Genomic DNA, 24,384 nt, shown 5'->3' on the forward strand with positions numbered 1-24,384 from the left:
TCCCTTGCTTTTTCTCCTATTTTTTGCCAAAATAGAGGGGTAGAAAGAAGGTAGCTTATGTCTAAATTACAACAAATCTTAACATATCTTGAAACAGAAAAACTAGACGTCGCTGTCGTATCTGACCCCGTCACTATCAATTATCTCACCGGCTTTTACAGTGATCCACACGAACGTCAAATGTTCCTTTTTGTCCTTGCAAATCAGGAACCACTTCTCTTCGTTCCAGCCCTTGAGGTTGAACGTGCGACTAGCACTGTCTCTTTCCCAGTTGTGGGCTATGTGGACTCTGAAAACCCTTGGAAGAAAATCCAAAACGCCTTGCCACAGTTTGACTTCAAACGTGTCGCTGTTGAGTTTGATAATCTCATCTTGACCAAATATCATGGCTTGAAGACTGTCTTTGAAACTTCCGAGTTTGAAAACTTGACTCCATTGATCCAACGTATGCGCTTGATTAAATCAGCAGACGAAGTGCAAAAGATGATGGTTGCGGGTGTTTACGCCGACAAGTCTGTTAAAGTTGGTTTTGACAATATCTCTCTTGATAATACGGAAACTGATATCATTGCGCAGATTGACTTTGCTATGAAACGCGAAGGCTACGAAATGAGCTTTGATACCATGGTCTTGACTGGTGATAATGCTGCGAATCCGCATGGTATCCCTGGAGCTAACAAGGTTGAAAACAATGCCCTTCTCCTCTTTGACCTCGGTGTGATGGTGAATGGTTATGCATCAGATATGACTCGTACAGTCGCTGTTGGTAAACCTGACCAGTTCAAGAAAGATATTTACAACTTGACTCTGGAAGCCCAACAAGCTGCCCTTGACTTTATCAAACCTGGTGTGACGGCTCATGAAGTAGACCGCGCAGCTCGTGAAGTGATTGAAAAAGCTGGCTACGGTGAGTACTTCAACCACCGTCTCGGTCATGGTATCGGTATGGATGTACACGAGTTCCCATCCATCATGGAAGGAAACGACATGGTTATCGAAGAAGGCATGTGCTTCTCAGTTGAGCCTGGTATCTACATCCCTGGTAAAGTCGGTGTCCGCATTGAGGACTGCGGTGTTGTTACCAAAGATGGCTTCGACCTCTTTACAAGTACTAGCAAAGATTTGCTTTATTTTGATTAAAAAGTATATTATAAAAAATAAGATGGAAAAGTTATTCTTTTCCATCTTATTTTTTGATTTGATAATAAATTTTATCAGCTATATAACCTTTTCGTTCAACTGCATTTGGAATTGTCTTCCAAAAAGTCATACCTGCTTTTTCCATGACACGCCCAGATGCAGGATTTAGACTTGCATAGCAAGCATCTACCTGGTCAAAACCAATCTCATCTAGACAGAATGATAAAACAGCTTTCAAGGCTTCTGTCATGATCCCTCGTCCCCAGTAATCCATACCTAAGATATATCCAATCTCACAGCTAGATTTTTCTTCATCCATACTGACCAGACTAATATCTCCAATGACATATTCTGGATTTTCTTTGAAACTAATGGCCCATTTGTAGTAATTTGGATTGTCATAGGATGCTACCCAAGTTCTTATTGAGTTCTTTGTAAAATCAACATTTGGATGAGGATCCCAAGTAACATAGGTTAGATTATCTAGACTAGAAGCCCAATTTTCAAACATGGCTTGAGCATCAGTTTCACAAAAGCGTCGCAATAGCAACCGTTCAGTATGTAATGTCTTTGTACCTATGGATTTCATAATTCAACCTCGCTTTTCTATTTTCAGGCTCGGGCTAAAAAAGTCCCCCGGACTTTTTTACTCCCAAAACGTATCAAACACGGTGATTGGTAAATGGCGTTTGTGTTGGCCTTTGTACCACCATTTTTCAATGGTTGCTTGCGCTTCTGGGCTTACTTGCTTACCTTCGAGGTAATCATCAATTTCATTGTAAGTGACTCCCAAGGCTACTTCGTCTGCAATGCCTGGTTTTTCTTCTTCCAAATCTGCTGTTGGAACTTTTTCATAGAGGGCTGGATCAGCTCCAAGCTCTTTCAAAAGTTGTTTTCCTTGGCGTTTATTGAGGCGATAGAGTGGGAGAATATCTGCGCCACCGTCACCAAACTTGGTAAAGAAACCTGTGATATTTTCCGCAGCATGGTCTGTCCCGATAACAGCTCCGCTATGAGCACCTGCAAGGGCATATTGGGCAATCATACGACTACGAGCCTTGATATTTCCCTTGTTAAAATCGGAAACTGCACTCCCTGTTGCTTCAACAGCTGCAGCCATAGCATCAGCAGATTCCTTGATATTCACTACCAAGCTCACATCTGGCTGAATAAATGCTAGGGCTTTTTGAGCATCATCCTCGTCAGCTTGCACTCCATAAGGGAGGCGAACAGCGATAAATTTATAACTATCATCACCTGTTTCTGCTCGCATTTCTTCCATGGCTAATTGAGCCAAGCGACCTGCCAAGGTCGAGTCCTGTCCCCCAGAAATTCCTAAGACAAATGTCTTTAAAAAAGGATGTTTTTTCAAGTATCTTTTCAAAAAGTCAATCGAACGACGGATTTCTTCCTTGGCGTCAATTACTGGTTTTACACCTAGTTGCTGGATAATTGTTTCTTGCAAACTCATTCTTCTTCTCCTTCACCTAGAGCTTCCTTACGCATCTTATCAATCAAGTCCATCTTGTCTTGCCATACATCACGAGCCAAGTCCACAGGATAATGTTGTGGGTTCAGTACGCGTTTGTATTCATCCCAGAGCTTATCAAATTCCTTACGAGCATAGGCTTGGATTTCAGGCAGACTTGGTAAGTCATAAACCAGCTTACCTTCCTTGAAAATGTCTACCAAGAGAGGAACAGCATCAAAATTACGGACAGTTTTCTTGATGTAAGTATAGGTTGGATGGAACATCTTGATTTCAGTCATGCTAGCAACATCGACACCATCATAGGTAATGTAATCACCTTCTGACTTGCCTTTTTCACGACTGGTGATGCGCCAAACTTGTTTCTTACCAGGCGTTGAAACCTTCTCTGCATTGTTTGAAAGCTTGATGGTATTGCGCATATGACCATTCTCGTCTTCAATAGCAACAACTTTGTAAACTGCTCCAAGTGCTGGTTGGTCATAAGCAGTGATGAGCTTAGTTCCTACACCCCAGACATCAATCTTAGCTTTTTGCATTTTGAGGTTAAGGATGGTATTTTCATCAAGATCATTGGATGCATAGATCTTAGCATCCGTAAATCCTGCCTCGTCCAGTTGCTGACGAACTTTTTTAGAGATATAGGCAATATCTCCAGAGTCAATGCGGACACCAAGGAAATTAATCTTATCACCAAGTTCACGCGCAACCTGAATCGCTGCTGGAACACCGATGCGAAGAGTGTCGTAGGTATCCACTAGGAAAACACAGTTTTTGTGAGTTGAGGCATAAGCCTTGAAAGCCTGATAATCATTGCCATAGACTTGTACCAAGGCGTGAGCATGAGTACCTAGTACAGGAATTCCAAAGAGCTTACCAGCACGCACATTACTAGTTCCATTGGCTCCACCAATAACAGCGGCACGAGTTCCCCAGATAGCTGCATCCATTTCTTGAGCACGACGTGTACCAAACTCCATCAAAGGCTCATCTTCAATGACTGAACGAATACGAGCAGCCTTAGTCGCAATCAAGGTTTGAAAGTTGACGATGTTCAAGAGTGCTGTTTCCACTAATTGGCACTGAGCCAAAGGCCCCTCCACTTGAACGATCGGTTCATGGGCAAATACCAAGTCCCCTTCTTGAGCAGAACGTACAGTCAATTCCAACTTGAGATTACGGAGATATTCCAAGAAGGCACCATGATAACCAAGTGACTCCAAATAAGCAATATCGCTATCTGAGAAACGCAAGTTTTCAAGGTATTTCACAATTCGTTCCAAACCTGCAAAAACAGCATAACCATTTTTAAACGGTTGTTGGCGGAAATAAACTTCAAAAACTGCTTTCTTGTTATGAATCCCTTGGTCGAAGTAAACCTGCATCATGTTAATCTGATACAAATCTGTGTGCAATGTTAAACTGTCATCTGGGTACATATACTGTCCTTCTTCCTTATTTGCAAAAAGATGAAAATCTTTCTTCTTTTCTCATAAATTAGTACTATTATATCACATTTTAGCTGGATTGAGAAAAGAGTAACAAGCTATTCTCCACTCTCCAGTTCATCCATGTCTTGCTCAAATTTTTTCTGAGCCCATTCGCCATAGCTCTTCAGACCTAGATTGCCAATAAAAACCCAAGGAAGGTAAATAACATAAGTAATTGCCCAAGCAGACAAGTATTTAACGTTCAGAGGATTGTGCTGATAAATTTCGATATTGAATTGATAGTTTTGTAGCATCAAGATAGTGGTAATTACTAGAGTTAATATTAGGCATCCTAAAATTGTAAAATGAAAACGACTATAATAGGTCACACCTAGACTTCGAGCACGGTTAAAAAAGTAAAAAGTCCCTATGATGATAACGATGAGAAGCATGTTAGGATTAAAAAGGCTTGGTGCCAATACTGCAATGATATAAGATAGGAGAGACAAAGCAATGCAGATATAGAAACTTTCAGCCCCCGCTTTATTCATCAGTTGTTCTTCTCTTTCGTCTAGTAATTGATAATAAAAAAATCTATTTTTCATCTTCTTCCTCCCAAAATAATTGGTCTAGGGTTTTCCCTAAACATCTGCAAATGGACTGGCAAAGGGAGAGACTAGGATTATATTTACCAGCTTCTATCAAGCCGATAGTCTGTCGCGTAACCCCGACAGCTTCTGCCAGGTCACCCTGTGTCATATCAAGCTCCACTCGAGCTAGTTTTAATTTTAAATTCTTAGCCACTTCTTACCTCCTTTATGATTTTAAACAGTTGCGCTTCTTTCCAAGTTCATTATATCATATAATTTACATCATGCAATATATATCTAACATTTTGTGCGATTTTTTAACAAAAATTCTCTACCAACTAAATGATAGAGAGTTTTCTGCTTATTCAAATTTTTTCAAAATATCTACAACGTCACTTCTCTGTTTTACTTGATAGGCTTTGATGCCTAAACTTTCTGCCATCTTGATATTATCTTTTACATCATCCAGAAAAATACAATTTACTGGATCCAACTGATATTTATGGAGGATTTCTTCAAACATTTTTGGATCTGGTTTGATGGTCTTGATATCGCAAGAAAAAACGAATCCATCTAAGATTTCATTTAAAGGAGAGAGTTGTTCCTCTAATAATTCATAAAAAACTGGTGATGTATTTGACAAAACAAAAATACGATGGCCTTTTTCCTTTAAACGTACCAGGAGAGGAAAGACTTCCGTGTAAATTTCAATGTAAGAAGGCCAATTCCAGACTACTTCTTGAACCTTTTCTTGATATATGCTTCCAATCATGGAAACAACTTTCAAGACCAACTCTTCTCTGGTCAGGGTTCCGAGATCTAATCTTTCCCAAAGACCTGATTGAAAGATCGCCTTGTCCAATATCATATAATCCTTCTCTGTTTTTAGCACACCTCGTAAAATCTTATCCTTGTTCCATTACAGTAGAACATTACCCATATCTAGTATGATATCCATTAACCTACCTCCATTATGATGTGCCACTCTCTTCAATCGTTCATTTTCCATTTACAACTCTTTTTGATAATAGTGCCTTTGTCCTGTGTAGGGATAGTCTTTTAAAGTAAAGACTTCCTCGTAGCCCTGCTTCTGATAAAATGTTGGCGCTTGAAACTGGTAAGTATTGACAAAAGCATAGCGACAGTTTTTCTTCTTAGCTTCACTTTCTGCTTGTTGCAATAGTTGAGAGCCGATTCCTTGTCCTCTGAATTCCTCTTTCACGAACAAATACTCGATTTCTAACCAATTTCCAAAAGTCTCTGCTACTAAGCCAGCCATTAGTTCACCCTTATCATCTTCGACATAAAGGTTAAGTGGCTCGCTTTCAGCTTTTTCTCTTTTTGATCGATTATAAGAACGAATCAAATCGCCTATTTCTTGCGCTTTCTGAGACTCTGTATTATCCAATCTAATGTGCATCAAAACCTCCTCAAAGACACTTACGCCTTGATTATATTCCTATTTTGAAGAACTGTCAAACTAAAAAACTCACCAACCTAAGTTGATGAGAGTAAAACTTATTTTCTAAATTTCCATTGGCTATAAATACCAAATGCGACAATCCAGATAGCTGAACCGATTGCTCCTACAAATGTAGAGTCTTGTAAAAAGAGTGTTCCAAATACAAAGATAAAGAAGAGCATGGTCAGAGGATTTAGCAAGCGGTATTGAGGCATGAGATAGCCATTTACCATGAAATCTTTAGACTTGCGATACTTGAGATGGGCTACCATGATCAAGATGTAGATGGCGATATAAACACCTGATGAAGAAGCTGTAATCAAAGCAAAGGCATCTGATACGCCAGGAAGTACATTGATGAAGGCTGCAAAACCAATCAATACGGCAGAAGCAATGATTGCATTCTGAGGAACGTTGTGACGTGAGAGCGTGTCTGCCTTAATAGCTTTCAAGAAACGATTTGGTGAATCATGGGCAATTTGGTACAAGTGACGACCTGTTGAGTAAAGGGTTGAATTCAAGGCTGACGCTGCTGAAGTCAAAACTACAAAGTTAATCAAGGCTGCTGCCCACTTAAGACCAACAAGTTCAAACACTGTCACAAATGGTGAATCTGCTGCAGAAAGTTCACGCCAAGGAATAATAGACATGATGGCTAAGAGAGCTCCACCGTAGAAAAAGATAATTCGCAAAGGAATTTCCTTAACAGCCTTAGGCAATACTTTTCGAGGATCCTTAGTTTCAGATGTTGTAACACCGATAAACTCAATCATCAAGTAAGCAAAGAAAACCATTTGGAAGGCCATGACAAACTTCATACCTCCATTTGGGAAAAGGGAGAAATGATCACTGATATTGGCAAGGCTTGCTGAACCATAAGGCGTTTCAAAGCCAGTCAAAACTAGAAAAACACCTGTTGCAATCATGGCAAGAATGGCCACAATTTTAATCATAGCAAACCAAAATTCCACCTCACCAAAGATTTTAACAGCAATCAAGTTCACCAAACCGAGTATTGTCAGAAATACAACCTGAATCAACCAAGAGGGCCAAGATGGAAACCAAAACTGAACATAGTGAGCAATAGCTGTAATCTCGGCCATTCCGATAAAGACTACTGAGAGCCAATATGACCAGACTGAGAAGTAACCCCATCCCTGGCCAAGATGACGCGTAATAAAGTTGATAAAGGTGTGCTGCTCCGGATCTTGGTACAACATTTCCCCGATAGCGCGCATCATAAGATACATGAAGCCACCCGTAATCATATAGACCAAGACGATTGACGGACCTGTCAAACTAATTGAACGGCCAGCTCCTAGAAACAGTCCTGTTCCAATTGTTCCTGCAATGGCCATAACCTGAACATGGCGATTGGTCAAACCACGCTCCATTTTATTTTTCTTTTTGTGCTTGTTTTCTGAATTCATATAGTCTCCTTTAGTTTTTAGAATTAAGAAAAGGAGTGACGGGAAGCGCTTTCCCTATATCTACTCCTTCTTTTTATTCCTATTAAACTGTTTTTTCTACTTTTAAGATTTTAACATCATAGCTTCCTACAGGTGTTTCAATCGTAGCGGTATCACCTGTTTTCTTACCAATCAAGGCTTGCCCAATTGGGCTTTCATTTGATACTTTACCTGCAAAGGCATCTGCACCCGCTGATCCCACGATGATATATACTTCTTCGTCGTCTTCACCAATTTCTTGGATAGTTACTGTTTTCCCGATAGCAACTTCATCTTGAGCAACCGCATCGCTATTGACAATCTCAGCATAACGGATTTTTGTTTCCAAGCTAGAGATTTGTCCTTCAACGAAGGCTTGCTCGTCCTTAGCTGCTTCATACTCACTATTTTCTGACAAGTCACCGTATGAACGCGCAATCTTGATGCGTTCTACAACTTCTGGACGACGAACTAGTTTCAACTCTTCTAATTCTTTTTCGAGTTTTTCCTTTTCTTCAAGGGTCATCGGATATGTTTTTTCTGCCATTTTTCTCAACTTTCTTTTGATTAAATTTATATTTCTTTAGGTAGTAAAGCAAAATTATGTGGTAAACCACATAATTTTACAATGAAGACAAAGTCTTTTTAAAGCTTTCCTTGAATGATTTTAGTCAGTATCAACCTTTTAAAATCTGTGCCTAAACCGAATGATTCTATCACTGCTAGACTCAGGTTCAAATAAGAGGTAGGTTTTTACTTTCGTAATTTCCGAACGCCTAAAACTTGTGAATTTCAGGCGTTTCTAATCATAGCGAAAAGACTGGTGTGACTTGCTATTCCCATAAAAAGAGAGTTTCTCTTCTACACTCAGGGATTTAATCGCAAATTTTGTTCTAAGAGTTAGTTTGAGCTACTTGATTGTGTCAGTTTACTGTTGACATGCTCTGCAACGTTTCGATCATGTTCTTCTCGTGTCGTTGCAAAGTAAACCTTACCATCTTGTACGTTGGCTACAAAGTAGAGATAGTCGCTCTTAGTTTGATTGATACTTGCTTCAATTGCATCCAGACTTGGACTGTCTACTGGGCCAGGCATTAAGCCAAGGTTTGTATAATCATTATAAGGTGAATTGATTGTTGTATCAATTGCTGCATCATCTGCCAAGCTAATATTTTGTCCTAGCTTACCTTGTGCATAGAGAATAGCAATATTACTCTGAAGTGGCATACCAAGGTTCAAACGATTATAGAAAACTCCAGCGATCAGTTTGCGATCGTCAGCTTTCAATCCTTCTTTTTCCACAAGTGATGCGATGGTGAGAAGTTCATTCACTGTCAAGTTCTTTTCTTTGATTGCAGTATAATGTGCTGACAAGTTTTTGTCCATAGCTGCCACCATTTCATCAATCAAGCTTTCAATAGTTGTGCTTTCTTTGATAGCATAAGTTGCCGGGAATAGGTATCCTTCTAAACGATAACGAACACCACTTTCTTTAGTTGGTAGACTTCCGAGAAGGGTTGGGTACTTAGCAATTAATTGAGAGATGAAGGTTTCATCTTGCACTTTTGCCAAGAAGGCATCAGCAGTCAAAGGTTCTTTAAAGTCTCCTTGAAGCTGACCAACTGTTTGTGCGATTTGATCAAGGGTATATCCTTCAGGGATTGTAAGATTTGCAAGTGCAACTTCTTGAGGTTGAGGCGTTCCACCCTTTTGCAATTCTTTGATGATATCATCTGTACTCATGCTCTTTTGCAAATTATAGTAACCAGATTTCAAATCATTGTAGTCTTTATACTTAGCATAAAGGCTAAAGATAAAACCGTGTTTTACCAATTCAGATTTTTCTAAGGTATCCCCAATTTGCTGAAGATTAGCTCCTTCTGGAATCTGAACAGTGACATACTGTTTTGAACTTGCATCAACTGGTTGTAAAGCTGATTCGACATAACGGTAACCGAAGAATCCACCCACACCTAGTAAAATCAATAAAACAGATACTGTTACGAAAAATCCTTTCAAGCGTGATTTTTTCTTTCTCTTGATTGGTTTCACTGATTCTTTACGACTTCTTCTAGGAAGTTCAGGTCTAGTTTCAACTGGAGCAACCGGTTCTTGACTTGGAGTTTCTTTTGCAAGAACTGTTGGTTTCGGTTGAGGTTTAATATTCTTTCGAGCAGGACTTGGTTTGGCCTGATTCGTACGATAAGAAACTGGAATCCTTGTCGAATTAGCATTGAACTCTTTCTCTTCTTGAACCGGCTGAGCAGGTACATGAGATTCAACTGGATCTACAGTAGGTACTACTGGTTCTGTAGCTACTGTAGATTCTGCATGTGTAACTTCTGCTGGAACTACAGCTGGTTCTGCAGGTGTAACTTTTTCTGGAACTACAGCTGGTTCAACAGGTGTAACTTTTTCTGGAACTGCAGCTGGTTCAACAGGTGTAACTTTTTCTGGAACTGCAGCTGGTTCAACAGGTTCTTCTGATGACAAAGACGGACGTGGTGGAACTGTTGGAGCATTAGCAAATAGTTCATCCACTAGTGAAACTGAATCTTCCATCAAGTCTTCTACAGACGGCTCTTTCACTAGTTCATCTGTCTTTGAAAGATTACTGAAATCAGAGAAAAGCTCATCCTTACCACTCTCGGTAGCGTTAACCTCTTCTTCTCTTTTCAATCTTTCTAAATCTCGTAAAATTTGTTCTTTAAAACTTAACTTTTCTTCTTCTCGAGAATTTTCGCTCAAAGGTATTACCTCCTTGTTGATAATCCATAATATTATATCTCAAAAACTAAAGAAAAGCAACCATAGATGCCTTTCTGATGCCTAATTCGTGTTTTCCCAGACCATATCATACCATTCTTCACCAGCAAAAGTCGACTTGGATTTTCCTTCATTCACAAAACCATGTTTCTCATAATAGCCAATGAGATAGTCATGGCAAGTCAGATTGATTCCCTCACGCTCATGCTCAAGAGCGAGATCTTTTAAAGCGGTCAATAATTTTCGTCCGACACCTAACGCTTGAGCTTTCTTAGCAATGGATAGACAAGTCACAGAGATATAGCCACCTTTTTGACGGCTGTAATCTTTAATGTCTTCTGTAAAGGACTGGTCTTGTAAATATCGATGAGGGACTACTGGTCCCTCAATATAGCCTAGTATTTCCCCCTCTTTTTCAGCCACTAAAAAACTGGTCTTAATTTCCTTCAGATGAGCTTCAAAAACAGGACGAGGAATGGCTTCTTCAATTGAAAAATTTTCTAGTTCAATTTCAAAGATACGATCTAAATCTGTCAATCTAGCTTGTCTAATAATCATAGTTCCTCCTGATAATAGGGATTCTGCCAACGCATGAGAAAGGCAACTTCACTGCTCCTTTCTCCATCTACGATCCCTTGTTCCACAAATCCATTCATTTCAAAGTAGGACAGCAACTCATCCTCACAAAGCAGATAAATACCTGGTCTATTTTGCTGACGGGTAACTTCCTTCAAAGCTGCTAGCAACAAGGTTCCAAAGCCTTGCCCCTGAAAATCGGGATCGACAGCTAAATCTTCAAGGATGATTGAGTTCTCACTAATGAATTCCTCATCTCCGATCTCAAGCATCCATTTTCTTAAAGAGGGAATAGGAGGTGTCGTCGCAGTGATATAAGCAATCCCTTGATCATCCAGGCTAGCTAAGAGAAACGTACCCGCATGGTTGCGGATACGTTCTTCTATTATTTCTTTATTCATTATTTCTAGGGAGCTTAAAATACTTTCTTGTATCAAGCAAATCTGATCAATATCTGAATCCTGAGCTTCCCTGATTTTAATTGGAAATTCCATGATCTTCCTTACTGAACATTGCTTGTCAAATTAGACAAGAGACGTTCGAATGAATATTCATACGTTTGGATGTCGCCAGCTCCCATGAATACATAGACAGCATTGTCATGGTCTAGGAGTGGAGAAACATTTTCAACTATGATAACTTGATGTTTCTTGTTGATTTTATTGGCAAGGTCTTCTACCTTGACATCACCATGGTCCACCTCACGAGCAGATCCATAGATTTGTGCTAGATAAACTGCATCAGCCTGATTCAAGGCTTGGGCAAAATCGTCCAACAAAGCAATTGTACGAGTAAAGGTATGCGGTTGGAAGATAGCGACGATTTCCTTGCTTGGATATTTCTGACGTGCAGCATCTAGAGTTGCAATGATTTCAGTTGGATGATGCGCAAAGTCATCGATGATAACCGTATCATTGACAATCTTTTCTGTAAAGCGACGTTTCACTCCACCAAAAGTCTTCAAGTGTTCACGTACCAAATTCAAATCAAAGCCAGCAGTATAAAGCAAACCAATTACTGCAGTGGCATTCATGATGTTGTGGCGACCGAAAGTTGGAATGTGGAATTGGCCCAACTCTTGACCACGGAAGTGAACGGTAAAGGTTGAACCTGTAGTAGAACGAAGCAAGTCGCTGGCTACAAAGTCATTACCTTCTGCTTCAAAACCATAGTAGTAAATCGGAGCATTTGCCGTAATCTTACGCAACTCAGCATCTTCACCATAGACAAACAAACCTTTGGTAATTTGTTTAGCATAATCATTGAAGGCGTTGAAGACGTCCTCTAAGCTTGTGAAATAGTCAGGGTGGTCAAAATCGATGTTAGTGATGATAGAGTATTCTGGGTGATATGGCATGAAATGGCGCTCATACTCGTCTGATTCAAAGACAAAATACTTGGCATTTTCAGAACCACGACCTGTACCATCTCCGATCAAGTAGCTTGTATCAGTGATGTGTGACAAGACATGAGAAAGCATTCCTGTCGTTGACGTCTTACCGTGGGCACCTGCAACTCCCATACTGATAAAGTCACGCATAAAGCCACCAAGAAACTCATGGTAACGTTTGTAGCTGATACCATTTTGGTCTGCATAAGCAATTTCAACATTGTTATCTGGACGGAAGGCATTACCAGCGATAATTTCTAAATCACCTTGAAGATTTTTTTCATCAAAAGGTAAAATTGTAATTCCTGCTTGCTCTAGTCCACGTTGAGTAAAATAGTACTTTTCAACGTCAGAACCTTGCACCTTGTGCCCCATTTGATGCAACATCAAAGCCAAGGCACTCATACCTGATCCTTTGATTCCGATAAAATGATAGGTTTTTGCCATTTTCTTCCCCTCTATTCGCTCATTCTAGTCAAGTTGAGCTCTTGGGCCACTTGACGTTCTTGTTCTTTTTGTTTACTTTTTTTGTTATAAATTTGACTTTTCTTTAAAAAGTCATAATTGTTTTTCTTGGAATGACTTGTTTCACCATCTGAAATTGGAGGTTCCACTTGAGAAACTGTTTCTGCCAAAATATAGTGAGACTGACCTAACTTCTGACTATATTTCGCAAATTCTCCTGGATTTTCCTTTTGAAAAGGTGCTGTCGGTTGATTTGCTGGACGCACATGGCTTGTCTTCGGTTGACGTCTCGTATGACTTACATCCTGAGTCAAATATCTAGCCGAGCGCTTCTTTTTCAAATCCGCTCGAGCTTCTTCACGCGCTAATTCAGCATAGGATTTTTCTTTTTTCTCAATCGGTTTTACAAGAGACTTGGCTTCCTCTTGCTTTTTTTCTTCAGTGATTGGAGACCATTCCAAGTAGTTTTTGTCTTGGTAATCACCTTTTATATTACTGATGAAATCAGACTCATCATAGAGATTCATAACTGGCATTTCTGTCAACATGACTTCATCATCTGCCACTATTGGAAATCGTTTTTGTGTCATATTTATTTCCTTTCAATACTCCATTATAGCGTAATGTCTTGATTTTTCAAGTATAGGCTCATGAAATCCCTAAAATTTCTCGTATTTCAGCTAGACTCAGACTGCCTCGAGACTCTGTTCCATCCAAGATTTCAGAAACAAGATTTTTCTTTTTCTCTTGTAATTCTTGAATCTTTTCTTCAATTGTACCTCGAGTCACAAGGCGATAAACTTCAACAGCTTGCTCTTGCCCCATACGATGGGCGCGACCGATAGCCTGCGATTCAACCGCAGGATTCCACCATAAGTCTACTAGAATGACTGTATCGGCACCAGTGAGATTGAGACCGACCCCGCCAGCCTTTAGGGAAATTAAAAATACATCGCGCTCACCTTGATTAAAGGCTTTGGTCATCTCTTGACGTTCTTGCGAAGGTGTTGAACCCGTAATTTTAAATGAAGTCAAACCTAAGTCAGGCAGCTCTTGCTCAATCCGATCCAGCATACCTCTAAATTGTGAGAAAATAAGTACACGATGCCCACCTTCAGCAATCTGAACCAGCAAATCTCGTAAACTATCCAGTTTCCCGCTCTCTCCTTGGTAGTCCTCCATAAAGAGCGCAGGCGTATCACAAATCTGACGCAGACGCATGAGTCCAGTCAAAATTTCGACGCGATTTCGTTGAAATTCCGAATCGCTTACCTGTCCCAAACGTTCCTGCATCTGTTGCAGTTGAGCAAGATAGATAGCTTTTTGTTGATCCTCCAGTTCATTCTTATAGACAACTTCAATCAAGTCAGGTAACTCTGTCAAAACTTCTTCTTTCTTACGTCTCATGACAAAGGGCTTGATAAATTGAGCCACTCTCTCGGTTGATAGTTTCATAAACTCCTTCTTAGCAGGTAAGAGACCTGGTAAGACAATCTGAAAAATCGACCAGAGTTCTCCCAGATGATTTTCAATCGGTGTTCCTGATAGTGCAAAGACAGATGGAACCACAAATCGTCGTAAACTTTGAGCAATCTTCGTTTGTGCATTTTTCATCACTTGAGCTTCATCTAGAAAAAGAAAATCAAAAGATAGGTCTCGATAAATTTCACTATCTTGACGGAAAGTAGCATAGCTTGTCACATAAATCTGATGATTTTCTGCCAAAATTGACTCTCGATGAAATTTTAAGCCATGCACAACCGCGACATCCAAATCTGGAGCAAACTTTTGAAATTCATCAGCCCAGTTATAGATTAAGCCAGACGGAGCAAGGATTAGGACACTAGTATCTGCTTGAACCTGACTACTTAAAAAGGCGATAGTTTGCAAGGTCTTCCCAAGTCCCATATCATCTGCTAAAATCCCACCAAAGCCATAATGGTGAAGCATTTGAAGCCACTGAATTCCCTTTTTCTGATAGTCTCTAAGTTCTGCTTGGATATTCAGCTCTTTCATCGGAAAATCTTCTGGATGCGTCAAATCATGGGCCAGATTGCGAAATTCTTCGGTGAAAGAAATTTGATCCTGATTCTTAAATAGATGAGATAGGGTATAAGCTAGGGATTTACGAGCTCGAAAAGCTCCATCTTGTAGGTCCTCTATCCCTAATTCTTCTAAATCCTGACGGATACGCTTAGTCTGATCATCGAAATAGTAAACCTGATTCGAAGAGCTGATGTAATAATCCTGCTTCTCAACTAGAGCTTTCATCGCTCGATCGATTTCTTCTTGATCTATATTTTGAAAATCAAATTGAATTTCTAATAGGCTTCCCTTGGATGAGATGTGTACTTGAGGCTTCTGAACCTGATAGAGATCTTGCAAGCTCTCAGAAATCTTTAATTCTCCAAGCGCTTCAAAAGCTGGTAAAACCTCCTGAAAGAAGGTATGAACTGCATCAGCTTTCAAACTTTGACGCCATGAACGAAAATCTGCTTCAAATCCAGCAGATAGAGCCAACTGAAAGACTTGCTTCTCCAGTTGAATATCACTAGCAAAAGGAAGACTCTCTAGTTCATTACGATTTGTTACTAAGCAAGTTTCATACTGAAACTGCATATCCAAACGAATAGAACCGTCCTCTTCTCCTTCCATGTAGAAAGAAGGACGGAAAGACTGAATTTGAAGCGCATCAGGGGCTTTTACCTCTCCTATGTCTTTAAACTGCGACAAGGTCGAAGCTAAAAGATCTCGATCACTAGTATCAAATTGTAAAATCTTTCTACCACTTTTATCGATAGATACTTTTTTTAATTTTTCTATAAGTCTAGCTTGTTCTTTAGACAGAAGATAGAATGTACCTTTAGTAAACAAGACTTGTCCCTTATAAAATGAATTGAGCCCTACCTGTTGAAAAATTTCCATCTCATAATAGTTGGACTTTTCTTCAATTTGAAAGGTAAATAAGCCTGCTTGACCATCAAAATCTTGAAATACAAGATGAGGATAGCTTGAAATCTGATGGTCAAATTGGAATGCATCTAAGCCCATCAGCAGACTGACACCCTGTTCAAAAAAGGATAGAGGAAAATAGAGGTGACGACCTTGATTCTGAAAAAAGAGGGCATTTTCAGACTCATCTTCTACAATTCCCTGAAGAAAATTTAAGACAAACTGGCTACTCTCATCAAACTGACTAAGCTTCAAGGAAGCTTCATATAGCTTACCAATCATATAAGGTTTACTATTTTCTAGAACCTTCAGAAAGAGAGGGATATCTCGAATTACATAAAACTTCTGGGTCTGGATAAGACCAACCCTTAAAGTCCAAATAATACGATTGGTTCCAGATTCAACCTGCCCTTGGACGGCTAACTGATAGATTTTAGGCGAGTTAGTAGCTTGTATACTCTCTAGGAAACGTCCCCCAAAGGTCACTTGGGTTTCGACTTCCTCCTTCTTTTCCTGCCCATTTTCTAGTTTCTGTAAAAGTTCTTGACCCAAATGATCATTTTTCAGGTAATGCTCTAGTGCTGCCAAATGGACACAGAACCCTCTTTTTTGGAAAAAATCACAAGCACAAAAGACCAGTTGATCATCTAGACTATAGCGAATTTCAGCCTCCGCCACACGAGCATATAGGCGATGATTTTCCTCTTTGATGATTTGGATCTTACCAGTTTCGTATAGTTCTACTCCCTCATTGCGAAGCTTTCCTGGAATCAATTTAGCCATATTTTCCCCTTTTCTTTATCTCTTAATTATACCATATTTCTTCCCATGAAAATAGCCTTCCAGGGTACTTTTCCCCTAGAAGACTAGCTTCTTAAAGTTTAGCGAAAGTGGTAATGATTCGTTGGCAAACTTCTTCCAAGACGGATGTAGGCATGGCTACATTTAAGCGAGCGTGGAGGGCTCCTTCTTCACCAAAGTCCAAGCCTCTATTCAGGATAACCTTGGCTTCTTTTTTCAATAGTCCCTGTAAATCCTCTTCGGACAAACCATAGGCAGAAAAATCAAGCCAAATGAGATAGGTCCCTTGAGGTTTCATAACCTTGATTTTGCTTTCTTTACCAAATACATCCACTACATAATTGATGTGCTTCTCAATCAATTCTTTGAGTTCTGTCAACCAATCTTCACCATAGCGATAGGCAGTTTCTGTTGCTAAATATCCCAAACCTGATATTTCATGTTGATTATTAGCAAGCTGGCGTTTTTGGAAAGCAAGTCTCAACTTTGGATTTTCGATAATAGCGTAGGAATTTTTCGTTCCGGCAATGTTGAAGGTCTTGGTAGCACTGCTTAAAATTAGTGAAAATTCTTTGAAGGCTTCATTTACCGTATTGAATGACTGGTGCTTGTTTCCAAACAAGGCTAAGTCTTGGTGGATTTCATCAGATACCAGCAAGACTCCATGTTTTTGACACAGTTTTCCAATCTTTTCCAAAACTTCATTCTCCCAAACCCGTCCGCCAGGATTGTGGGGATTACAAAAAATGTAGAGTTTCACATCCTCTTCGACAAAGTCTTTTTCCAGTTGGACAAAGTCAATCTCAAAAAGACCGTCTTTTTCTACTAGAGGGTTGGTGATTAGTCTACGATTATTGAGCTTAATGCTGCGAGCAAAAGGAGGATAAACTGGAGTGTTAATGAGCACTGCTTCACCCTCTTTGGTAAAGGCTTGAATGGCTGTTGAAATAGCTGGTACTACCCCTTCGATAAAGACTAGAGCATCCTTATCAAAGCGATAGCCGTGCTGTTTTTCCTCCCAGTTTTGAACGGCTTCAATCAAGCCATCACTAGCATAGGTATAGCCATAGGCTAATTGCTCAGCATAGTCATGGACAGTCTGACGAATTTCAGGTAACACTTCAAAGTCCATATCAGCAATCCAGGCTGGCAATACTTTTCGGTCAGTCTCTGCTTCTTTCCATTTGTAGGTATGATGTCCAAAACGATTGGGCAAGGTCGTAAAATCATATTTTCCCATAGTCTTATCCTTCCAAGGCTTGACGCAAGTCTTCAATCAAATCTCTAGCATCCTCAATACCAATAGACAAGCGCAAGAGGTCATCTGTCAATCCATAAGAATGACGAACCTCTGCAGGAATATCTGCATGGGTTTGAGTAGTTGGGTAGGTAATCAGACTTTCTACGCCACCTAAACTTTCAGCAAAAGAGAACACTTTCAAGGTATTTAAGATATGAGGGATACGCTTCTCATCTGCTACTTTAAAGGAAATCATTCCCCCACGACCTGTATACAAAACTTCTTTGACAGCAGGTGATTGTTCTAGAAATGCTACAATCTCTTGAGCATTTGCTGTTGAGCGCTCCATTCGAAGTGACAAGGTTTTAAGACCACGAATCAATTGATAACTATCAAATGGTGACAAAACAGCCCCTGTCGTGTTGAGATTGTAAAAGAGTTTTTCGTATAAATCCGCACTATCTGTCACAACTACACCAGCTAGAACATCATTATGTCCTGCAAGGTATTTTGTCGCTGAATGAAGGACGATATCTGCCCCGTCTTCAATTGGACGTTGATAGATTGGACTGTAGAAGGTATTGTCCACGACAACTTTAGCCCCCTTAGCATGAGCTATTGTTGACAATTTTTCAATATCAAATTCCAACATCAAAGGGTTGGTTGGTGTTTCGATATAAAGTACATCCACATCCTTTTCTAGCTCGGCAATTAGCTCTTCTTCTGTGTTGGCATAGGTAAAGTGGAAACGTCCTTCCTGCTCAACTTGATTGAACCAACGGAAGGAACCACCGTAAAGGTCACGGACAGCCAAAACCTTGCTTCCTACTGGAAAAACGCTAAAGGCCAACACAATCGCAGACATACCTGAACTAGTTGCTAGAGCATAGTGGGCTGATTCAATAGCTGCTAAGACTTCCTCTGCCTTGCTACGAGTTGGGTTTTTAGTGCGGGTATAGTCAAATCCCGTTGATTGACCAAATTCTGGGTGCTGATAAGTCGTTGAAAAGTGAATAGGTGTAACCAAAGCACCTGTTGCTTCATCAGACTTAATCCCTGCTTGTGCTAAAATTGTGTTGATGTGAAATGATTTACTCATACAATACCTCCAAATCTATAGTAACTATTGTACCACTTATTTTGTATCCTTCGTTTTCTTGTTTTCAAGAGCTAGTTATAGTTTCAAACTATACAAAAACGATAGCTTCCTGAGAAACTATCGTTTTTCCTGTTGCACTGACTGATTATTTAACGTGTTTAGCTAATTCTTCTTGGGCTTTTTTGTTAGATTCTTCTTTTTCTTTTAGCCATTTTTCTTTAGCTTTTTCATACTCATCAGCCGTTACAGTCTTATCTTGCAACTTGAGATATTTGTATGATTCGACACCCTTATTTCCTGCTTGTGAGAATGGCGATGAGAATGGAACTGTCTTTCTCAAGGTCGGTGTTCCACCAAGGGAAACGTTTGGAATTGCAAGGGCGCTATCGACGAGCCAAGCTTGAACTTCAGCATATTTTTCATAACGTTTCGCTGGTTCTTGCTCCTTGTTCGCTTCTTCTAGCATTTGAGTGTAAGTATCGAGTCCAACTGCCTTAGCCTTGTCATTTACCTCACCTGGTTCTAGACCAATGTTTTGCAACATACCCCCATTATTAACATTTAGGATATCAAGATAACTTGAAGGATCCAAGTAGTCAGCACTCCAACCACCATTATAAATGTCAAAGTCTTTTTGAGCTGCGGTTTGAGCGAGGTAGCTAGAATTATCGAAGTCGTCTGTTGATAATTGTTGAATATCGATAACCACATTCTCAGCCCCTAAGACAGATTCGATGGATTGTTTCAAAGAACTTGCTTCAAGTACACCTTTTTTAGCTGATTGGTCAACTGATACATCCAAGTGGATTGGGAACTGCACACCCTTAGCTTCCAATTCTTTCTTAGCTTCTGCAAACTTAGCCTTAGCCTTGTCAGGATTGTAGTATGGGTCTTGCGCATCTGCAAAGTTGATTCCTTGCCATTCTTGGCCATAGTTGACCATCTTTTCTGAAACAACATCTCCAAAGTCTTTCCCGTTGATGGTTACAAATGTAGGAGGTACAACCAGGTTACGAATAATCTTCGTTGCTCCGTCTTCCCCTTGAGATTGAGCTCCATAGGCTGTACGGTTATAAGCATAGTTGAAGGCTTGACGGAAGTTTTTATTCAGAACTGCTTCTTGAGTTGATTTCTTTTCGATATCTGAGGATTTAGACGTGAAGTTATAAGATTTTCTGTCCAAGTTGAAGTTCAAGTAATAAGAAGTTGCGGTTTGCATACTATAAATGATGTTATCTTTGTTCTTCTCTTTAATTCCTTCAAAGCTTGAGCTATTTGGATAGAGACGTGCGTAGCTGTAGACTCCTTCTACAAAGTTACGAGCTAGTGCATCTTGGTCACTACCATCATAATATGCCAATTTCACATCATCCACAAAGACATTTTTTTCATCCCAGTAGTTGGGATTTTTCTTGAATTCGATGACAGATTTTGAAACAAAGGATTTCATCAAGAAAGGTCCATTGTACAAAATACTAGAAGGATCCACCTTACCAAAATCATCCCCTTTTGATTTCAGGAAGTCTGCATTGACAGGGAAGAGAATGGTTGATGTTGTTTTAGAATTCCAATAAGATTCTGGTCGTGTCAAAGTGTACTGAACTGTTTGGTCGTCAATCGCCTTAACTCCGACAGTTGAAAAGTCAGTTGTTTTCCCGTTGATATAGTCATCCAAACCTGCTACAGAATCTTGAACCAGGTACAAAGCTTCGGATTTTTTATCAGCAGCATATTTCAAACCAGTTACAAAATCTTGGGCAGTTACTGGAGCATATTCTTCACCTTCAGAGGTATACCACTTAGCATCTTTACGAAGTTTATAAGTGTATGTCAAACCGTCCTGAGAAACACTCCAATCCTCTGCTAAGGATGGAACGTAGTTACCGTATTGGTCATTTTCCATCAACCCATCTACCAAATTGGTAACGATGTCATTGGTTGTTGCACGGTTTTCTGCAAGATAGTTCAAACTAGACGGATCGCTAGAATAGACATAGTTGTATGTTTTAGTTGAACTAGCTGAGTTGCTACAAGCCGCCAATAGTAGACCGGCACTTAGGGCAAGGCCTGCCAGCGTCAGATATTTTGCCTTAGACTTTTTCATTTCCAGAACCTCCAAATTTAAATATTTGTATCATTATACAGCTATTGTTTTTTTTAGTCAAGCAATTTTATCTAATTTTTACCAAATTATAGATTTTTTTCTACTAATTTTATATTTTATACTATTTTTTAAATAAAAAAATGAACAATTTAAACTTTTTTAGAGTTGAAAGTTCAAATTATTCATTTTATTTATAAATCTTTATGATAGTTTTAAACGTGCCCGTAGACGATCTGCTTGAGCCTGTCCAATAACCTTATCCAAGAGACGAGTATAGAGACACATGACTCCGTAGAGACCACCACCGATTGTTCCGATTAGGGCGACATAGATGAAGCTCCAGAAACGACCTGAGGGTTGGAAGACAAATCCAATCATCCATTGTAAGAAGCCTACCAGAATAAACATGACTAGAGTCAAAATAGTAACTAAGATTGTTCTCTTCAGAATAATCTTTCGACGTGCACCTGTCACCTCACAGATATCTCGGTACATCAAGACATTTGGAATGATGAGACCAATTGTCGTTGAAATTAAAGGACCATAACTATGGAAAATCGCTATCGATGGTAATTGTAGAACAATTTTGGCAATGGATCCATAGACAAAGTAAAGAACTGCCTTACGATTTCTAAACATGGCTTGAAGCATAGGGGATAAGACCATGTACAAACCAAGAATAGTTGACTGTAAGACTGCAAAAACAAACAAGCCCATAGCCAAGCTATCTGGTTTACCGTAAAAGACTGTATAGAGGGGTTCTCCTACCATGACTACTCCAACAGTTGCTGGAAGTAAGAATAAGAAGAGCATGGTGATACTATCTTGCACCAAACGAGCAGCTGCTGGCAAATCACCCTTGACATAGTTCTCTGTCAAGAGAGGTAGCCCAACGCTACCAATCGAAACTCCAACCGAAATCAAAATCATGGTGATTTTATTAGGATTGGCAGAAAAATAAGAAAACATGACAATCAAGTCTTCATTACTATAGTTGGTAAACCACTTCATGCTATTGATAAAGGTATTTTGGTCCAAGATTTGGAAAAGCTGAATGGCAGAACCAGTCAAGATAAAAGGAATTGCTTCCTTAATCGTATCAACCAAAAGACTCTTACTGTCAATCTTATCTCGTGTTTCAAAAACTTTTTGGAGCAATCCTTCCTTATAAAGGAAATAAAGCAAGACTGCAAAACTAGCTACCATTCCCACAAAAGCTGCAAAGGTAGATTGGGTAACAGCTGATAGATAATCCTTTGAACCGAGCTTCATGATGATAAAGGTTGCTAAGAGCATCCAAATGACACGGATAACCTGCTCAGCAATTTGACTCATGGCATAAGGTTTAAGATTATTCATCCCTTGGAAAAATCCACGGATAACACTCATAGACGGGAAAATCAAGACTGCCCAAGCTAGACTCTGCATAATGGGGATGAGTTCCTTACCGACACCCGAAAGATCCGCTAACCACGGAGCAAAGAGATACAAGATTAAAGCAAAGACCACACCAAGTCCTGTCATAAAGCCTAGGAAACTCCGAATCAGGGCAAAACTATGCTCTTCCTCATGCATGGTATTGTATTTAGCGACCTGCTTTGCGACTGCCACTGGGATACCTGCTGTCGAAATTAACAAGAACCAGGCGTAGATATTATAGCCCATGGTGAAAAGTCCATTTGCCTTAGCGGCATAAGTCCCCATCCAGATATACCAAGGGATGATGTAGATGGCCCCGAGCAGGCGACTGATAAAGTTACTAGCCGTTAGCCAGGCAGTCCCTCGTAACATCTGGGCCTGCTGATGATTATTTTCGTTAGACATAACTTCCTCATTCAATTTTAATAACGGAAATGTTCCTTATCTTCCATTATAAACTTTTCCTTGTTACTTGTAAAATTCAGACTTTCGGTTTACAATAGAAAGTATGATAAAGATTGAAACTATATTAGATATTTTAAAGAAAGATGGTCTCTTCCGTGAGATCATCGACCAAGGACATTACCACTATAACTACAGCGATGTTGTTTTTGACAGCATCAGTTACGATAGCCGAACAACCAAAGAAAATACTCTATTTTTTGCAAAAGGAGCTGCCTTTAAAAAAGAATATCTGTTTTCAGCTATCGCACAAGGGCTTGGTTGGTACGTGGCTGAACAAGACTATGAAGTTGGTATTCCTGTTATTGTTGTTAACAATATCAAAAAGGCCATGAGTTTGATTGCCATGGAATTTTATGGCAACCCTCAGGAGAAACTTAAAATCCTTGCTTTCACTGGCACTAAAGGAAAAACAACAGCGGCTTACTTTGCCTATCATATCTTGTCCCAACGCTACCCAACTGCCCTCTTGTCGACAATGAATACAACTTTAGATGGCAAGACTTTCTTCAAATCTTCCTTCTCAACACCTGAAAATATCGACCTCTTTGATATGATGGCTCAAGCGGTTAAAAATGGTAGAACTCATCTGGTAATGGAAGTTTCCAGCCAAGCCTATCTGGTAAATCGAGTGTATGGGTTAACTTTCGACGTGGGAGTTTTTCTCAACATCACACCAGACCATATTGGTCCTATTGAGCATCCAACCTTTGAAGATTATTTTTATCACAAGCGTCTCTTGATGAAAAATAGCCGAGCAGTTGTCATTAATAGCGATATGGACCACTTCTCTGTCTTAAAAGAGCAAGTTGAGAACCAAGAACACGACTTCTACGGCAGCCAATCAAGTAATCAAATTGAAAACTCTAAAGCCTTTAGCTTCTCAGCTACTGGTAAATTAGCAGGAGACTATGATATCCAGTTGATTGGACATTTCAACCAAGAAAACGCAGTCGCTGCTGGACTTGCCTGCCTTCGTTTAGGTGCTAGTTTGGAAGACATCAAAAAAGGGATTGCTACTACTCGCGTCCCTGGACGTATGGAAGTCCTCACTCAGAAAAATGGCGCAAAAGTTTTCATTGACTACGCCCACAATGGTGACAGTCTTAAAAAACTAATCTCAGTTGTTGAAACACATCAGACTGGAAAGATTGCTTTAGTACTTGGTTCAACTGGAAACAAGGGAGAAAGCCGTCGTAAGGACTTTGGACTTCTCCTCGATCAACATCCTGAAATCCAAGTCTTTCTAACAGCTGATGATCCAAACTATGAAGATCCGATGGCCATTGCAGATGAAATCAGTAGCTATATCCATCATCCTGTTGAAAAGATTGTCGATCGCGAGCAAGCTATCAAGGCCGCTATGTCTATTACGAGCCAAGCTGAAGATGCCGTCATTATCGCCGGTAAAGGAGCTGACTGCTACCAAATTATCCAAGGTAAGAAGGAAGACTATCCTGGAGATGCCGCCGTCGCAGAACGTTATCTATAGTAAATTTAAAGAAGCTAGACAAAAACTCAATTTCATCAAAAAATAAAGAAATTAAAACG

21 protein-coding genes are annotated in these 24,384 nt (G+C 39.8%); 2 read left to right on the forward strand and 19 right to left on the reverse strand.

The features are described 5' to 3' along the window. Window positions 1–57: 57 nt before the first annotated feature. Complete coding sequence (locus QM450_RS05770; protein ID WP_414319950.1) at window positions 58–1,140, forward strand: M24 family metallopeptidase; 1,083 nt, start codon at window positions 58–60, stop codon at window positions 1,138–1,140. Between the two features lie 46 nt (window positions 1,141–1,186). Here the strand turns inward: QM450_RS05770 and QM450_RS05775 are convergent, their stop codons facing one another. From QM450_RS05775 to QM450_RS05865, 19 genes are all read right to left on the reverse strand, one after another. Further along, complete coding sequence (locus tag QM450_RS05775) at window positions 1,187–1,729, reverse strand: GNAT family N-acetyltransferase (protein WP_414273171.1); 543 nt, start codon at window positions 1,727–1,729, stop codon at window positions 1,187–1,189. A gap of 57 nt (window positions 1,730–1,786) precedes the next feature. Then, window positions 1,787–2,611, reverse strand: a complete 825-nt coding sequence (gene nadE / locus QM450_RS05780) for an ammonia-dependent NAD(+) synthetase (protein WP_414319951.1) — start codon at window positions 2,609–2,611, stop codon at window positions 1,787–1,789. Then, window positions 2,608–4,068, reverse strand: coding sequence for a nicotinate phosphoribosyltransferase (locus QM450_RS05785; protein ID WP_414319952.1), 1,461 nt, complete (start codon window positions 4,066–4,068; stop codon window positions 2,608–2,610). Before QM450_RS05785 ends, nadE begins: the two co-directional genes overlap by 4 nt. 107 nt (window positions 4,069–4,175) lie before the next feature. After that, complete coding sequence (locus tag QM450_RS05790) at window positions 4,176–4,664, reverse strand: DUF6773 family protein (RefSeq protein WP_414319953.1); 489 nt, start codon at window positions 4,662–4,664, stop codon at window positions 4,176–4,178. Further along, window positions 4,654–4,863, reverse strand: coding sequence for a helix-turn-helix transcriptional regulator (locus tag QM450_RS05795; protein WP_001107501.1), 210 nt, complete (start codon window positions 4,861–4,863; stop codon window positions 4,654–4,656). Before QM450_RS05795 ends, QM450_RS05790 begins: the two co-directional genes overlap by 11 nt. A gap of 147 nt (window positions 4,864–5,010) precedes the next feature. Continuing rightward, window positions 5,011–5,541, reverse strand: a complete 531-nt coding sequence (locus tag QM450_RS05800; RefSeq protein WP_414319954.1) for an HAD family hydrolase — start codon at window positions 5,539–5,541, stop codon at window positions 5,011–5,013. A 117-nt stretch (window positions 5,542–5,658) separates the two neighbouring features. Then, window positions 5,659–6,069 (reverse strand): GNAT family N-acetyltransferase, encoded by a 411-nt coding sequence (locus tag QM450_RS05805; protein WP_414319955.1) that lies wholly within the window; start codon window positions 6,067–6,069, stop codon window positions 5,659–5,661. Between the two features lie 98 nt (window positions 6,070–6,167). Next, complete coding sequence (locus QM450_RS05810; protein ID WP_414319956.1) at window positions 6,168–7,541, reverse strand: amino acid permease; 1,374 nt, start codon at window positions 7,539–7,541, stop codon at window positions 6,168–6,170. An 82-nt stretch (window positions 7,542–7,623) separates the two neighbouring features. Beyond that, a complete protein-coding gene (greA, locus tag QM450_RS05815; RefSeq protein WP_000818756.1) occupies window positions 7,624–8,106 on the reverse strand; it encodes a transcription elongation factor GreA in 483 nt (160 codons plus the stop codon). Between the two features lie 353 nt (window positions 8,107–8,459). Next, a complete protein-coding gene (gene mltG / locus QM450_RS05820; protein WP_414319957.1) occupies window positions 8,460–10,307 on the reverse strand; it encodes an endolytic transglycosylase MltG in 1,848 nt (615 codons plus the stop codon). 81 nt (window positions 10,308–10,388) lie between these two features. Continuing rightward, window positions 10,389–10,883 carry a GNAT family N-acetyltransferase gene (locus QM450_RS05825; RefSeq protein WP_414319958.1) on the reverse strand — a complete coding sequence of 165 codons (495 nt, stop codon included), beginning with the start codon at window positions 10,881–10,883 and terminating at the stop codon, window positions 10,389–10,391. Further along, window positions 10,880–11,395 (reverse strand): GNAT family N-acetyltransferase, encoded by a 516-nt coding sequence (locus QM450_RS05830; RefSeq protein ID WP_414319959.1) that lies wholly within the window; start codon window positions 11,393–11,395, stop codon window positions 10,880–10,882. The genes QM450_RS05825 and QM450_RS05830 overlap by 4 nt, the downstream gene beginning before the upstream one ends. 8 nt (window positions 11,396–11,403) lie before the next feature. Further along, a complete protein-coding gene (gene murC / locus QM450_RS05835) occupies window positions 11,404–12,738 on the reverse strand; it encodes a UDP-N-acetylmuramate--L-alanine ligase (RefSeq protein WP_414319960.1) in 1,335 nt (444 codons plus the stop codon). 11 nt (window positions 12,739–12,749) lie between these two features. Beyond that, window positions 12,750–13,346, reverse strand: coding sequence for a cystathionine gamma-synthase (locus QM450_RS05840; RefSeq protein ID WP_414319961.1), 597 nt, complete (start codon window positions 13,344–13,346; stop codon window positions 12,750–12,752). Window positions 13,347–13,404: 58 nt separating this feature from the next. Continuing rightward, complete coding sequence (locus tag QM450_RS05845) at window positions 13,405–16,491, reverse strand: DEAD/DEAH box helicase (protein WP_414319962.1); 3,087 nt, start codon at window positions 16,489–16,491, stop codon at window positions 13,405–13,407. A gap of 91 nt (window positions 16,492–16,582) precedes the next feature. Further along, entirely contained in the window at window positions 16,583–17,749 is a 1,167-nt protein-coding gene (locus QM450_RS05850; protein ID WP_414319963.1) for a MalY/PatB family protein, read from the reverse strand. Between the two features lie 4 nt (window positions 17,750–17,753). Beyond that, window positions 17,754–18,848, reverse strand: coding sequence for a cystathionine gamma-synthase (locus QM450_RS05855; protein ID WP_414319964.1), 1,095 nt, complete (start codon window positions 18,846–18,848; stop codon window positions 17,754–17,756). 145 nt (window positions 18,849–18,993) lie between these two features. Continuing rightward, on the reverse strand, window positions 18,994–20,952 hold the full coding sequence (locus tag QM450_RS05860; RefSeq protein ID WP_414319965.1) for a peptide ABC transporter substrate-binding protein: 1,959 nt from the start codon (window positions 20,950–20,952) through the stop codon (window positions 18,994–18,996). Between the two features lie 201 nt (window positions 20,953–21,153). Continuing rightward, window positions 21,154–22,776 carry a putative polysaccharide biosynthesis protein gene (locus QM450_RS05865; protein ID WP_414319966.1) on the reverse strand — a complete coding sequence of 541 codons (1,623 nt, stop codon included), beginning with the start codon at window positions 22,774–22,776 and terminating at the stop codon, window positions 21,154–21,156. Window positions 22,777–22,879: 103 nt separating this feature from the next. Here QM450_RS05865 and QM450_RS05870 point away from each other — a divergent pair, with 103 nt between their 5' ends. Then, window positions 22,880–24,325, forward strand: a complete 1,446-nt coding sequence (locus tag QM450_RS05870; RefSeq protein ID WP_414319967.1) for a UDP-N-acetylmuramoyl-L-alanyl-D-glutamate--L-lysine ligase — start codon at window positions 22,880–22,882, stop codon at window positions 24,323–24,325. Window positions 24,326–24,384: the final 59 nt, after the last annotated feature.

The organism is Streptococcus infantis (genome assembly GCF_047464615.1).
GTDB classification, from domain to species: Bacteria; Bacillota; Bacilli; order Lactobacillales; family Streptococcaceae; genus Streptococcus; species Streptococcus infantis_Y.

Bases quoted from the DNA above. Each gene is read 5' to 3' on its own strand.
- QM450_RS05770 (WP_414319950.1), top strand. From the start codon at position 58: ATGTCTAAATTACAACAAATCTTAACATATCTTGAAACAGAAAAACTA.
- QM450_RS05775 (WP_414273171.1), bottom strand. From the start codon at position 1,729: ATGAAATCCATAGGTACAAAGACATTACATACTGAACGGTTGCTATTG.
- nadE (WP_414319951.1), bottom strand. From the start codon at position 2,611: ATGAGTTTGCAAGAAACAATTATCCAGCAACTAGGTGTAAAACCAGTA.
- QM450_RS05785 (WP_414319952.1), bottom strand. From the start codon at position 4,068: ATGTACCCAGATGACAGTTTAACATTGCACACAGATTTGTATCAGATT.
- QM450_RS05790 (WP_414319953.1), bottom strand. From the start codon at position 4,664: ATGAAAAATAGATTTTTTTATTATCAATTACTAGACGAAAGAGAAGAA.
- QM450_RS05805 (WP_414319955.1), bottom strand. From the start codon at position 6,069: ATGCACATTAGATTGGATAATACAGAGTCTCAGAAAGCGCAAGAAATA.
- QM450_RS05810 (WP_414319956.1), bottom strand. From the start codon at position 7,541: ATGAATTCAGAAAACAAGCACAAAAAGAAAAATAAAATGGAGCGTGGT.
- greA (WP_000818756.1), bottom strand. From the start codon at position 8,106: ATGGCAGAAAAAACATATCCGATGACCCTTGAAGAAAAGGAAAAACTC.
- QM450_RS05825 (WP_414319958.1), bottom strand. From the start codon at position 10,883: ATGATTATTAGACAAGCTAGATTGACAGATTTAGATCGTATCTTTGAA.
- QM450_RS05830 (WP_414319959.1), bottom strand. From the start codon at position 11,395: ATGGAATTTCCAATTAAAATCAGGGAAGCTCAGGATTCAGATATTGAT.
- murC (WP_414319960.1), bottom strand. From the start codon at position 12,738: ATGGCAAAAACCTATCATTTTATCGGAATCAAAGGATCAGGTATGAGT.
- QM450_RS05840 (WP_414319961.1), bottom strand. From the start codon at position 13,346: ATGACACAAAAACGATTTCCAATAGTGGCAGATGATGAAGTCATGTTG.
- QM450_RS05845 (WP_414319962.1), bottom strand. From the start codon at position 16,491: ATGGCTAAATTGATTCCAGGAAAGCTTCGCAATGAGGGAGTAGAACTA.
- QM450_RS05850 (WP_414319963.1), bottom strand. From the start codon at position 17,749: ATGGGAAAATATGATTTTACGACCTTGCCCAATCGTTTTGGACATCAT.
- QM450_RS05855 (WP_414319964.1), bottom strand. From the start codon at position 18,848: ATGAGTAAATCATTTCACATCAACACAATTTTAGCACAAGCAGGGATT.
- QM450_RS05860 (WP_414319965.1), bottom strand. From the start codon at position 20,952: ATGAAAAAGTCTAAGGCAAAATATCTGACGCTGGCAGGCCTTGCCCTA.
- QM450_RS05865 (WP_414319966.1), bottom strand. From the start codon at position 22,776: ATGTCTAACGAAAATAATCATCAGCAGGCCCAGATGTTACGAGGGACT.
- QM450_RS05870 (WP_414319967.1), top strand. From the start codon at position 22,880: ATGATAAAGATTGAAACTATATTAGATATTTTAAAGAAAGATGGTCTC.